The sequence below is a fragment of the Ruegeria sp. AL7 genome (assembly GCF_056536105.1).
In genome coordinates, this window is the sequence record NZ_JBQFJF010000002.1 from 594650 (window position 1) to 608172 (window position 13523).

Genomic DNA, 13523 nt, shown 5'->3' on the forward strand with positions numbered 1-13523 from the left:
GTGGCCTAACGTGATTTGTGAGCCTGCCAGACGGTCGCAATCTCCGCAGCCACGGCCCTCGGCCTTGAAGCGATTGTCACCAGTTCATTTTTTCGGGTTGTTGCAGGCAATCAAATCTCATGTGCCCAGGGCGGTTCTGCCCCGGCGCGTGATACTGTTACGGCGGCAACAGTTGCGCCCAACGCCATGGCCGCCCGCAAGCTTTCAGAGGTCAGATTGCGCAGCCCCTGCTTTGTCAAATGCCCTGCGCGGCTGAGTTCAGTCAGAACACCAGCGTTAAACGTGTCGCCCGCGCCGATTGTGTCGACAACCTGAACAGGTTTCACAGGAACCGAAACCTTGGATCCGTCGGCCAGGTACCCATTCGCCCCGTCGCCACCCCTGGTCACGATGAGGGCTGACGGACCGGTCTGCAACAAAAGAGACGCTTTGGCGGCCTCGGGTTCGGCTCCCGGGATGATCCAGTCAAGATCTTCGTCTGAAACCTTCACAATATCGGACTTCGCAATCATGCGGTTCAGACGGGTTCGATACCGGGTCTGATCCTTGATGAAGCCCGGTCGGATATTCGGATCCAACATCACTGCGCGATCCGCTCCGTGGCGATTCAGAAGTGAGGCATAGGCATCCGCGCAGGGTTCACATGCCAGACTGATACCCCCAAGATATAAGGCGGACACGGCTGTAAGCTGGTCTGGCATGTCCTCGGGTTGCAGCATTCGTCCGGCGGTGTTTTCATCAACAAAGCTGTAAGTGGCGTGACCGTCTTTAAGCTGTACAAAGGCAAGGGTCGTGGGGCGGTCAGAGACAATCACATGTGACGTGTCAACATGGCTTGAATTCAGCGCCTTTGTAATTTGTTGGCCAAACATGTCAGACGACACGCCGGTCAGCATTCCGACGGAAACACCTAGACGACCGACTGCGACCGCCGTGTTCAATATCGCCCCACCTGTGTGCGGTACAAATCCTTGTTCGCCCGACACTGTCGGCTCGGAAATCATGTCGATCAGGGCTTCACCACAGCACAGGATCATTTCGTAGTCCTTTTCAGAGTATTTTGTCAGGGAGACTTGTTATCGCATCAAAGCGTTCTTGCAGAAATTGTTCGCCCCGATGATGCCGAACTCTGCTTGCTCGGAGACATACAGGTTCAACGAGCGGCGCAGCTCGCTGAAACGGCCACCGCCGTTGAACGCTTCCCGGAACTCTTCGCCGAATAACCAGCGATTCTTTTCCGCGACGCCGCCAACAAGAAACACTCCGCCCGAAGGCATCAGTGTGACAGCCATGTCGCCCATCAAAGCCCCCAGATGGGTGTTGAACATCCGAGCGGCTTGTACCGCGATGGGGTCAGAACGGTCGCGGGCATCGAGCAGAATGTCTTTCGCCGAGCGCGTTGGTGTCTGTATATGGCCTGCCGCCAGCCCGATCGCCTGATATAGGATAGGCAAGCCCGTACCGCTCAGGAACATCTCAGCTTCCAGTGCGAGGCTGTCACCAAAAAAACACTCAGGCGCAATGCTGCGGGCTGCTTCAAAGATGTCAACTTCGTCGCGGTGACGCGGATACAGACCCACATGACCACCTTCTCCGGAGACTGTGTGATAGTGGCCCTCGGAAAACAGCAACGCTCCCACGCCAAGCCCGGTGCCAGGACCCACCACCAATCGCGTGCCTGCGGGCGGTGTCGCGTGACCTTGCAAGACGGCAACATCTTTCTGGGTTACTTCTGCCACCGACCACGCGGCAGCGGTGAAATCATTGATTACAAACGTATGACTGGCGCCGGTGGCTTTTGCCAATTCGGCCTCGGACAGGTCCAGATTGGCATTTGTCAGCCGAATCGTGCCATTCCGGACAGGGCCTGCACCCGCCGCCACGACCGCCTGTGGATTTGTTCCGATTTCATCCCGAAGCGCGTGAAACGCTTCCAGCAGATCTTCCAGTGTCCCCGTTGGGCGCTTGCGTAGGGCTGTCAGCTCTCCGTTCGTAACCACGCCCAGCCGCGTGTTGGTGCCCCCTATGTCAGCAACCAGATTCCAATGCTCATGCACCGCACCGAATGGTTGCGCTAACGGCTGAGAGACGTTCTGACCCCCGGAATGGGCAGACTTTAGCGCCATGAAAGACGCTTTGGGTGTTCTCTCAAGCGTTTCAAAATTCACGTTCACCAGTCCAAACCTTTTTCCACATTCGAAGGCCCATTCGCATTTGTCGCAGTAGTGACCAAACAAAACAGCCCTTTACCGGAACATTTTGTGCAAAAGCGTCCCTTACGGCAGCCAGGTGTCGGTCGAGATAATCCATGCGATTATCATTCTGAAGACGTTCTGCGCGCGCCATACCGTTTTTGGTGATACAGATTGGTGGCTCGCTCGTATAGCCCTTCATTGTTCGGATCAGAAATCGGTTGCGGGAAATGGCTCGATTTCCCACCCCGTCTGGGTTTTAGGCAAAGGCTCGGAGCCTTATTCAAAGCTGGCGTACGGATCGAATCAATACGGCGCTTGACAAGGATACAGCTCGTAATTCACCATATTTGAAACGTTTCAAAGGTGAGGGATGCGAGTTTCTGCCCAACTCTACACAGTGCGGCAATGCGGTGATCTTGCAGATCAGCTGCAATTGGTTGCGGCCTGCGGTTTTTCAGATGTCGAAACCACTGGCTTGCACGGCCTGACCCCAGCTCAGATGGCGGGCACTATTTACGGGTCAGGCCTTAATGTTCGGTCTGCACATTTTGATTGGGAAGAGTTCGAAGGGCGATTTTCGGATATCGTCGAAGTATTAAACCTAATGGAATGCCGGGTGGCTGTCATGCCTTGGCTGGCGCCCCAGGTGCGGCCCGACACTGCCGAGGGATGGAGGGCGGTGTCGGGCCAGTTGTCCAAATGGGCAAATCAGCTGACAGATCATGATATCAGCCTGGCGTATCACAATCATGATTTTGATCTTATCGGTGAGGCTGGTGACACACCTCTTGACCTGATCCTTGCCGGCGGAGATGTCTTTTGGCAACCAGATATCGGTTGGCTGGTTGCGGCTGGTCTGGATCCGGCGGACGCGATCCGCCGCCACGCCAATCGAATCCTGTCCGTGCATGCAAAGGATATCGACCCAGCAGGCGGAACAGGTGACGCGCGCTGGCGCGATTTGGGCGAAGGCGTAGTTGACTGGAACGCAACCCTGCGTGCACTTGCCTCGACCAACTGCACGGACCTGTTTGTCGAACATGACGAAACCGATGATCACGTGCGCACCCTGCAAACGGGTCGGTCATTTTTGACGGAACAATTGGCAGGGTTTGGGTGATGGCGCGGGCGACGATCAAATCGATTGCCAGAAGTACTGGGTATTCCGTTGGCACAGTCTCGAATGCTTTGCGGGATTCCGTATCGGTGAAACGGGAAACCCGGGAAGAGATTCAAAAAGTTGCGTCGGATCTGGGATACCGGGTGAATCTGGATGGCCTGAAGCTACGCACCAATAAATCCTATAGAATCGGGGTCATGGTCAGTGTTTCGAACGATGCTGCGGAAGAGTGGGAAGGTGTAGAGTTTACGCGTATTCTAGCCGGTATATCCAATGCGCTAATAGGAACACGCTATCAGTTGAGCGTATTCAGCACATGTGATGGCGAGGCTGCGGTGCAGACGTTGAAGTCCATCGTGCAGGAAGGGCAGGCTGATGGCGTGATCTTTTCCGGCACACGTGTTCATGATGAACGCGTCGCGTATCTGCAGGGGCAGGGCTTTCCTTTTGTCACATACGGCATGAGCGACAGCCCCCAACCGCATCCTTATGTGGATCTCGACAGTCAGGCAGCGGCTTATGATGCCACCGCCAGGCTGCTTGGGCTGGGGCATCGCCGCATCGCTTTGATAAACCCGCCGGATGACCTGATCTATGCGCAGCAACGCCGCAGGGGTTATGCTGAAGCGCTGTCAGAATGCGGTGTGGAGTTCGACCCGACACTGGTTTCCACCGGCCCGACCACCGCGGAATCCGGTCAGCAGAAATTTGCTACGCTTATGGAGTTGCCGAAACCGCCGAGCGCCATCATCTGCGCTAATGAGGCCATAACCCTTGGGGCGCTGTCAGCTGCCGATAAAGCCGGAGTGCAGGTTGGAAGGGACGTTGTGGTCATCTCGAACGACGACTTGAAGCTCAGCCAGTATTTTGTACCGCCACCCAGCACTTATTACTTGCCGATTGCTGAAACAAGCCGTCTGCTGGGTGAGTTCATGTTGAAAGCTTTGGACGGGGTCGATCCGTCCGAGATTCAGAAAAAGATCAGGGCCTCATTGATCGAGCGGCAACCTGACACCCCGGCGCCGGATGCGGCGCAAACCACCTGATCCAACAAAGGAGTACCTGAAAATGTTTAAAAACCTACTTGCCGCTGCAACACTCACAACACTGATGGCTCCAGCGGCCTTTGCTGCCGACCTGGAAGGTCGTGTTCTGAAAATCGGAACCGATGCGACATACCCACCGATGGAAACCGTGGATGAAACAACCGGTGAGATCGTGGGCTTTGACGTCGATGTGATGAATGCAATCTGCGCGAAGGTCAATTGCGTCCCCAATTTCGTAAACACCGCCTGGGACGGTATCTTTGCGGCCCTTCAGCAAGGTGAGTTCGATCTGGTTATCTCGGGCGTGTCGATCACACCGGAACGCGAAGAAACCATGGACTTTTCCGAGCCTTACATCGTTGTCAGCCAAGCCATTCTGTTGCAGGTCGATAATGCTGACATGACACTTGAGGACTTCAAAGCCGGTGGCCAGAAACTGGCCGCGCAAACCGCGACGACCAACGCACAATTGGCTGAAGAGCTTGTCGGGCGCGAGAATGTCAGCCTTTACGACAACTTCTCGGCCGCCATTCTGGCGCTTCAGAACGCGGACGTTCAGGGCGTGATCATCGATGGCACTTCGGCGGCGGCCTATGAACAGGAATTTGCGGGCGAATTGACTGTTGGCATTACAGGCCTGCAATCCGACCCGTTGGGTATCGTGTTTCAGGAAGGCGATCCGACAGTGGATGCAATTAACGCTGGTCTGAAAGCCATACAGGAGGACGGAACACTGGACGAGCTGACGGCCAAATACTGGGGCACCAACTGATCCATTAGCGCCCTTTTTTGGTCCGGCGGTCAGCACCGCCGGGCCTTGTTTTAGCGGAGAATTTTCATGTCGCGCCTCAGCACGATCCGCCCGAGTAACATGGTGTTGCTCGCTGCAGCGCCCTTTATTATCTACCTGTTCGCTACATCCTCAAAATACTTGCGGTCGTTGGTTGCAATTCTGGGGATCGGCATCGACGCGGGGCCCATTTTTGTAGGATTTCTGCTGATTGCGACCGTTGCGATCCTTGGATATCTTTGCGCCCGCTACGCGCGGTTTTCACCAAACTCCCCCGGCTGGTTGAGGTTCAGCGCGCTTGCCGCGTTACCGGCGGCTGCGGCGCTTTTGGTCATCAGCTTTGTTTCTCCGCAGCTTCTGATGCCATTTGCCGAGTCTGTCTTCTTTCATGCGCTCAGCGAAAACACCTCGCCCCTCATCGATCGGTCCAATCAGACCTGGGTACTGTTTCCGGACGTGATCGCCAGGGTTCAGACGGGATTACAGGTTATCCTGGCGGTTTACGCAGCTGTAGTCGCGCTTTGCCTACTGTCGGCACGTTTGCAGCCGCCCTGGCGCGGGCGCGTCTTGTTGGGGTTGGAGAGTCTCACAGGCGCGGTTCTGTTTTATCTCATGTTCATGGCTCATTGGCAGTTCGCGACCGGGGTGGCCATTACATTCCGCGCGGCCATCTTTGCCTATATCTTCGCGGCCATTCTTGGTTTGGTCTGGGTCGGGTTGCAATCGTTTAAACCAAAGGCGCGTACTACGGTCGTCTATGGTTCGATCAGTTTGGCATTGCTGGCAGCCTCGGCCTTTTTCTTCATGCAGCCGCAGGTCAGCTTTGTTCTGGTGGGCAGCACCGAGGGGCGTATCGCGGTTGTGCGCGGCACGCCGCAGGCGCAGGCTGACATTATCCGGTTTGGCGAGTTCGAGGGGGCCGGCGGTCAGCAATATCGCATTCGCAGCGCAACCGATGCCACTGCCGCGCTTGAACAAATCGAAACGGTCGACAGTGTCTCGGGCGCTTTTGTCCCGGAGGAGGCGCATTCGCAAGGTTATCCGGTCCTGTGGCAAACAAGATTTCTACCCGACAAGTACCGCAATCCAGCCCTGGCATTTGCCGTGCTCGGGTTTTTGTTGCTGACACTGACCATCGGCGGGGCTCAGCATAAGCTGCATCCGCTTGCGGTCGGGGCTGAGTTTTTCGTGGATACGATACGTGGCATTCCGATGCTGGTGATCATTCTTTATATCGGTTTGCCGCTGGCGGGCGCAGTCAAGGATGTTACCGGCGGCGGTATCGATATGACCAATATGACACGGGGGATCATCGCGATCTCGGTTGGTTATTCCGCCTATATGGCCGAAATTTTCCGGTCCGGGATCGAGGCGATACCAAAAGGCCAATTGGAAGCGGGCAGCTCTCTGGGTTTGTCGCGATGGCATACGGCGCGGCTTATCGTTCTGCCGCAAGCCCTGCGGATTGTAACTCCACCGCTTGGCAATGAGTTTATCGCGATGATCAAGGACACGTCATTGCTGTCAATCCTGTCCGTCCGCGACATGACCCAGAGGATGCGAGAATTTCAGGCGGCCAGCTTTCTGCCCTTTGCTCCCTTCAACACGGCGGCAATCCTGTATGTTGTCCTCACACTCGGCTGCGCCAGTTTCCTGAAGTGGATCGAACGACGCACAGCAAAGGACACACGATGAGCGCGCTAGAACTTGGGGTTTGTTACTACCCCGAACAGTGGAACCCTTCGCAATGGCGAGACGATGCCGCCCGAATGGCGGACATGGGGCTGGATTGGGTGCGGATTGCTGAATTCACCTGGGGCCTGATCGAACCCGTGCGCGGTCAGTTTCACTGGGACTGGCTGGATGAGGTGATCGAGATATTGGGGCAGGTTGGACTACGGGTCATGATGTCCACCCCAACGGCCGCCCCCCCCAAATGGTTGATCGATGAGTATCCCGAAATCCTGCCCGTTGGGCCGGATGGTCGGGTCAGAGGGTTCGGTTCACGCAGGCATTATTGTTTTTCCAGTGAGGTTTATCTGGCCGAGGCGCAAAGGATCGCAACCGAATACGCTCGCAGATATGGTCAGAATTCGTATGTACAAGCGTGGCAGATCGACAATGAGTATAACGACCACGATACAGTTCTCAGCTATTCCGATGCCGCGCGGACTGGTTTTCAGAACTGGTTGGAGGAACGATATGGTGCAATCGACGTATTGAACGACGCGTGGGGAACCGTTTTCTGGGGGTCGCTTTACTCACGGTTTGGTCAGGTCGAACTGCCCAACGGGCTGGTCGCCACGCCCAACCCAGCCCACGCGCTGGATTTTGCGCGCTATTCTTCAGAACGGGTTCGTCTGTTCAACAAAACGCAGGTGGATGTTCTGCGCAAATATGCGCCGGGGCGGGATATCACCCATAACTTCATGGCAAGCAGTTTCGAATTCGATCACCACGCCGTGGCTGCTGATCTGGATATTATCGGGTTCGACAGCTACCCACTGGGGAACCTTTTGGGCTCTACCCTTTCGGATGAAGAAAAGCGCCGTTATTTGCGCACCGGCGCACCGGATTATCAGGGTTTTCATTGTGATTTATATCGCAGTCAGGGGCGCGGTCGGATGTGGGTGTTGGAACAGCAGCCGGGTCCGGTAGATTGGGCCGATAAGAATCCGTCTCCGGCAGAGGGGATGGTTCGGCTTTGGACTTGGGCGGCCTATGCACACGGCGCGCAAGCCGTGATGTTCTTTCGCTGGCGACAGGCAAAATCTGCTCAAGAACAATACCATACAGCGATATTGCGGTCAGATGGCAGCCTGGATCAGGCTGCTATTGAATTGGCTGAGATCGTAAAGGATCGCGCCATTTTGCCACCCGAGAGGCGGGCAAAAGCGCGGGTTGCAATGCTGCTGGATTATACCTCGATCTGGGCGGCGGATATCCTGCCGCATGACAGGGATTTCCCCAATGTCCAGATTTTTCGCGAGTGGCACACTGCTATTCGTGGTTTTGGGGTCGATCTTGATTTTGTTGGCCCTGAAGATGAACTGAGCGGCTATGCCCTCATCGTATTACCGCAAAGCATGATCGTGACGGCTGACCTTGCAGACAAGCTTGACGCTTCGGGAGCCAAGATACTGATAGGTGCCCGTTCGGGCAGCAAGACATCCGGGATGAACACTCCTTCCAATCTGGCTCCGGGCGAACTGGCAAAGTTAACAGGTATCCGTGTCACGCGCGTCGAATCACTCCCTTCACTTGCGCAGGAGGCTGTGATTCTTCCCGATGGTCAGCAACTCGAATTCACGGGCTGGCGTGAAATCGTCGAAACCAAAGAGCACGTTTTGGCCCGCTTCAAGAGCGCTTATTGCGATGCCAGCCCGGCGGTCATCCGTTCTGACCGCACGACCTATCTGGCAATGGTTCCGCGTAATGAGCTTTTGCAAGCGATTGTCGGTGAGGTACTGAACTGGGCTGGGATAAATGCAACGCCTTGCGATCCCGATTTGCGCATAACCCAACGCGGCTCGACCTACTACGCGTTCAACTTCAGTGACGTTTCAAAGCCTTTGCCTGTTGGCCTTGCACGTCAAATTTTGCTTGGTTCAGATCCGGTCAATCCAAAGGACATTACCGTTTGGCAGGAGAATGCGGCGCCTCATAATTCAGCTTAGACGTGTCAAATCGCGAAACTGGACATAAGATTTTCGCAAACTGTCACTTTTGGACTGACGGATGGGCGCAGAAAGTCCTATGAATAGAAAACAAAAAAATCGAGTCCAACAACGGGAGAACACTATGGTTACCAAATCATCACTTTCCAGACGCACTGTTTTGAAAGGAGCAGGTGCCGCTGCACTTGCCGCGCCTCTTTACAGCAAGAGCGCACTGGCGTCGTCCGGTGAAATCAACATCCTGATGTGGTCGGATTACCTGCCGCCCAGCTTTATCGAAGAGTTTGAGACCCTTACCGGCATCAAGGTGAACTACACCGGGATCGGCTCAAACGAAGAAATCATCAACAAGATGAAGGCAACCAAAGGTCAGGGCTTTGACATCGTCTCGCCGACCAACAACCGCTCGTTGCAGTGGGAGCCTCTGGAGCTGTTGCAGCCCTTTGACATGAACAAGGTTCCGGTCGACTTGGTGAACCCTGCCATGGCCAAAATCGGTACGGATGCTTGGAACTTTGGCGGCGCCGGGGTCCACTGGTTGCCGCATATCTGGGGCACCGAAGGTATTGCATACCGCACCGACTTGTGGCTGCCAGCTGGGGACGCACCATCCTATGGCGACGTCTGGTCGGAAGAAAACGCAGGCAAGACCATGGGCCGCGCGCATTCGATGATGCTTGGCGCTGGTCTCTACATGGAGCGTTCCGGCGAGATGGAACCGGGTTCGGTCTGGGCCGCATATGGCGATGAAGAAACCATGCGCAAGGTCTGGGGTCAGATCACCGACTGGTGCATTGCACGTAAGGATCGCATCAAGCTGATCTGGAACGACGCCGACACGCAGAAGAACGGCCTTCTGAACGAAGGTGTTGTTGTCGGTCAAACCTGGGACGGCCCACCACTGGCACTGAAATCGGCTGGTGAACCGGTGCACTATCAGGCGCCTATCGAAGGGGCGATGGCATGGGTTGACGGGATGTCGATTCCATCCGGCGCGGCGAATATCGACCAGATCTATGCCTTCATCGACTTCGCCTATCAGGCCAAACCTGCCGGTGTTGCCATCGACAGCCACGGGTACAACTCTCCTGTTCTGGGGGCTGACCAGTATTCTGGCGACACTTACAAGAAGAACTTTGCCGAGGCCTATCCGGGCGACTCGCTGGCCAACCTCAACCCGTGGCCGGCCGAAGCACCGTGGTATGCTGAAACGCGGACCGAGTTCGTCAACAAGTTCAAGAGCGCATAAGCGATCTGAAACCATGCCCCTCGCGTTCTGCGGGGGGCAACAATCTGTGCGCCGCTCCGGCGTAACGGAAAGCTATGTGGTGTGGTGACAGCACGCACCTCAGGGAGATACCAAAAATGAGTGCAGGGGTCGGAGTCGATCTGGAAAACCTGTGGATCCGTTTCGGTGACTTCGTCGCCGTGCGCGATGCAAACGTCAATATAAACGGGGGCGATTTCTTTTCGTTCCTCGGGCCCTCGGGTTGCGGAAAAACAACGATCTTAAGGGCTGTTTCCGGCTTTCTCGAGCCTAGCGAAGGCAATGTTCTGATCGGCGGCAAGAACATGCGGGGCATCGGACCTAACAAACGCCCCACTGCTCTGATCTTTCAGAACCTGGCGTTGTTTCCCTTGATGAAGGTCTGGGAGAACATCACGTTCTCGATGGAAATCAAAGGTGCCAGCAGCGCCGAACGGCGCAAGCGCGCTGATGCGCTTTTGGACATGATCGCGCTGCCGGGGCAAGGCGACAAACTTCCTAGCGAATTGTCTGGGGGTCAGCGTCAGCGAGTGGCCATCGCTCGCGCCCTTTGCGCCGAGCCGGATGTTCTGCTTCTTGATGAACCTTTGTCGGCACTTGACCTCAAACTGCGCCAGCACATGCGAACGGAACTGCGTGAGATACAGCAGCGTGTGGGCATTACCTTTATCTACATCACACACGACCAGGGCGAGGCACTGACCATGTCAGACAATATCGCCGTCATGCGTGCAGGTGTGATTGACCAGATTGCCGACGGTAAAACCATCTACAACGATCCCAACACGGCTTTCGCGGCCTCATTTGTCGGCGAAAACAACGTTTTCCGTGGCAAGATCAAACAGGTCATGGGCAACGAGGCGCTGATCTCGACCAACCGCTCGGGCGACCTGGTTGCACGGATATCGACCGCCAACCAAGGCAAGATGAAAGAAGGCGATAGTGCGATGATGTTCATTCGTCCCGAAGCCTTCGCCATTGCGCCCGAGGGGGCTTCGGGTGACCATTTTGTTACCGCGCGGGTCAACCACGAAGAATTCGAAGGCAACGTCTTCAACATCTTTACCGAAGGTGAAGGTGGAAAAGAGATCAAGGTGTCGATCCCGAACCATGGACAATCCTTCGAGGACCACACCGGACAGAACATCACGTTGGAATACAAGACGCATAATGCCGTCATCGTTCCTGCGGGTGAACTGGCTGCAGAATAAGGGGAAAAACTCATGCCCCAGTTTCTGAAAGACTTCTTCAATCGCAACGGCACCGGCATGGGAGTGGCGATCCTGGGTCTGGTTATGTTCTGGACCATCGGCCTGATCATCCTTCCGCAGCTGTCGATGTTGGACTTCTCGTTCCGTCCGAACCTGCCGCCGCCAGAGATCGGCGGCCCCAAAGACGTATATACGCTGGAGAACTACAAGTATCTGATCTATGGCCCCGAAGGCGGCAGTCAGGACTACAACACCGTTGATCTGAGGGTGTTTTTCCGAACTCTCGTGGCTGCGGTTTTTGTGACGGTTTTCAACCTGATCATTTGCTATCCGATTGCCTATTACCTGGGTCAGGCCGAAGGCAGCCATATTCGTATCTTCGCGATCATGCTGATCATCCCTTACTGGATCAACGAGATCCTGCGCGCCTTTGCGCTGCGCATCATTTTTGGGGAAACAGGCGTGTTGAACACATTGTTCACGGGGCTGGGCATCTGGGATACGCCGTTCGACTTCATTCGCAATGACATCGCGCTCTATGCGGGTCTGGGATACGCCTATATCCTGCTGATGATTTTCCCGATGTATAACGTGATTGAAAGTCTGGACAAAAACCAGATCGAAGCAGCACGCGACCTTGGTGCGCCCTGGTGGCGGATTCATTGGCGTGTGGTCATTCCTTATGCCAAGCCGGGGATCAGCTCGGGCTGTACCATGGTCTTCATGTTGTCCGCCGGTGCGTTGGCTGCGCCGCAAATTCTGGGCGGGCCGTCCAGTTTGTGGTTCACCCAACTGATCTATCAGCAATTCAATGACAACAACGACTGGCCACAGGGCGCCGCCTACGCAATCGTTCTGTTGGTCACTTGTATTCTGTTCGTGCTGGCCATGATGCGCCTGTTCAAAGTGAACATGGGGGATATCGGGAAATGAACAATTCCTTCCTCCGTATAAGCATCTGGGTCTATCTGGCGATCTTCTTCCTGTATCTGCTGGGCCCGCTTGTGATCATGTCGATCACCGCGTTCAACTCGTCCGGGTTCCCCCGGATGAGCCCATGGGAATGTCTGACATTCCAATGGTTTGGTGAATTGTTTCAGGATCAGCGAATCCTGAACGGTATCAAGAACTCGCTGATCATCGGAATTGGCACAGTGATTCTGTCCGTGGCGATGGGTTTGGCAGGCGCGCTGATGCTGACCCAGATCTGGCCGAAGCTTCGTGCGACCTACTATACAGTCATCATCGCTCCGATCCTGATCCCCGGTGTGGTTCTTGGTATCTCGACGCTGGTCTTCTGGGACCGGATCAACCGGATGCTGGGGCTGGGTGCAGACAGCTTTCTGTCGAACGGTATTTTCCTGACGGTGATCGGCCAATCCACCTTCATCGCCAGTTACTGTATGCTGGTGCTGGTGGCGCGGTTGCAGCGTTATGATGTCGCCCTGACCGAGGCTGCGCTGGACCTTGGGGCCAGCCACGCTCAGGCTTTCCGCAAAATCCTGCTGCCGTTCATGCGCCCGGCGATTGCCTCGGCGGCGGTGCTGGCATTCTTGGCTTCGTTCGAGAACTACAACACCACCACTTTCACCTTTGGTGAATACCCGACGCTGACGATTGAGCTGGCTCAGAAGGTTCGCTACGGCATTACGCCTGCGATCTCGGCGCTGGCATTCATCATCGTTGCGCTGACGGTTTTCTTCGCTCTGCTTAACGAAGCCAAGCTGAAACGTCAGGAACTGGTGGCCGCGGCGCGTAAGAACGCAACGGTCGAGGAACTGGCTGGAAAGATCAAGCTGCCCAGTTTCTTTGCCGGTAACATGGCCGCCGTGTTGTTGGTCGCATTTGCGGTTGTAACGATCACCGTTATCGGCACAGCGGCGACCTACAGTCCGGCGCAATGCATTGCCGATGTTCGCGAGCAAAAACAGCTGGAAGCGGAACAACGCATTCAGGAACTTCGCAAGCAGCGTGAGGAACGCCGCAAACAGCAGGAGGCGGAAAAAGCCGGGCAGGGTGATGCCCAAACCGCGCCAAAGCCGTCAAATAACAGCGGTTTTGGTAATGTCTTCGCTCCGAACTCGCTGGATGGTAGCGAGAATGAAAGCAACGAAGGTACTTCTGAATCCGAGAGTGAGCCATCCAACAACAGTGGTTTCGGAGGGGTGTTTGACCCCAACAGCCTGAAAAGCGACTAATGCTGTGCTAAGCGGCAAC

The 13523-nt window shown here is 55.5% G+C and carries 12 protein-coding genes; 9 read left to right on the plus strand and 3 right to left on the minus strand.

Annotated elements, in window-relative coordinates; genetic code table 11:
- Positions 1 to 110: 110 nt before the first annotated feature.
- From ACR3E2_RS19990 to ACR3E2_RS20000, 3 genes are read right to left on the minus strand one after another with little or no spacing between them, the layout of a single operon-like run.
- Positions 111 to 1037, minus strand: coding sequence for a carbohydrate kinase family protein (locus ACR3E2_RS19990; protein WP_480483646.1), 927 nt, complete (start codon positions 1035 to 1037; stop codon positions 111 to 113).
- A 39-nt stretch (positions 1038 to 1076) separates the two neighbouring features.
- Complete coding sequence (locus tag ACR3E2_RS19995; protein ID WP_480492861.1) at positions 1077 to 2126, minus strand: glucokinase; 1050 nt, start codon at positions 2124 to 2126, stop codon at positions 1077 to 1079.
- A 31-nt stretch (positions 2127 to 2157) separates the two neighbouring features.
- Positions 2158 to 2394 carry a family 1 glycosylhydrolase gene (locus tag ACR3E2_RS20000; RefSeq protein ID WP_480483648.1) on the minus strand — a complete coding sequence of 79 codons (237 nt, stop codon included), beginning with the start codon at positions 2392 to 2394 and terminating at the stop codon, positions 2158 to 2160.
- Between the two features lie 171 nt (positions 2395 to 2565).
- Here ACR3E2_RS20000 and ACR3E2_RS20005 point away from each other — a divergent pair, with 171 nt between their 5' ends.
- From ACR3E2_RS20005 to ACR3E2_RS20045, 9 genes are all read left to right on the plus strand, one after another.
- Positions 2566 to 3315 (plus strand): sugar phosphate isomerase/epimerase family protein, encoded by a 750-nt coding sequence (locus ACR3E2_RS20005; protein WP_480483649.1) that lies wholly within the window; start codon positions 2566 to 2568, stop codon positions 3313 to 3315.
- Entirely contained in the window at positions 3315 to 4361 is a 1047-nt protein-coding gene (locus tag ACR3E2_RS20010) for a LacI family transcriptional regulator (RefSeq protein WP_480483650.1), read from the plus strand. Before ACR3E2_RS20005 ends, ACR3E2_RS20010 begins: the two co-directional genes overlap by 1 nt.
- Positions 4362 to 4383: 22 nt before the next feature.
- Positions 4384 to 5133, plus strand: a complete 750-nt coding sequence (locus ACR3E2_RS20015) for a basic amino acid ABC transporter substrate-binding protein (RefSeq protein WP_480483651.1) — start codon at positions 4384 to 4386, stop codon at positions 5131 to 5133.
- Positions 5134 to 5199: 66 nt separating this feature from the next.
- A complete protein-coding gene (locus ACR3E2_RS20020) occupies positions 5200 to 6846 on the plus strand; it encodes an amino acid ABC transporter permease (RefSeq protein WP_480483652.1) in 1647 nt (548 codons plus the stop codon).
- Positions 6843 to 8828 carry a beta-galactosidase gene (locus tag ACR3E2_RS20025; protein ID WP_480483653.1) on the plus strand — a complete coding sequence of 662 codons (1986 nt, stop codon included), beginning with the start codon at positions 6843 to 6845 and terminating at the stop codon, positions 8826 to 8828. Before ACR3E2_RS20020 ends, ACR3E2_RS20025 begins: the two co-directional genes overlap by 4 nt.
- Positions 8829 to 8952: 124 nt before the next feature.
- Positions 8953 to 10077, plus strand: a complete 1125-nt coding sequence (locus ACR3E2_RS20030; RefSeq protein WP_209507630.1) for an extracellular solute-binding protein — start codon at positions 8953 to 8955, stop codon at positions 10075 to 10077.
- 116 nt (positions 10078 to 10193) lie between these two features.
- Positions 10194 to 11306 (plus strand): ABC transporter ATP-binding protein, encoded by a 1113-nt coding sequence (locus tag ACR3E2_RS20035; RefSeq protein ID WP_480483654.1) that lies wholly within the window; start codon positions 10194 to 10196, stop codon positions 11304 to 11306.
- A gap of 12 nt (positions 11307 to 11318) precedes the next feature.
- Complete coding sequence (locus tag ACR3E2_RS20040; RefSeq protein ID WP_209507624.1) at positions 11319 to 12239, plus strand: ABC transporter permease; 921 nt, start codon at positions 11319 to 11321, stop codon at positions 12237 to 12239.
- A complete protein-coding gene (locus tag ACR3E2_RS20045; protein WP_480483655.1) occupies positions 12236 to 13504 on the plus strand; it encodes an ABC transporter permease in 1269 nt (422 codons plus the stop codon). The genes ACR3E2_RS20040 and ACR3E2_RS20045 overlap by 4 nt, the downstream gene beginning before the upstream one ends.
- Positions 13505 to 13523 lie beyond the last annotated feature (19 nt).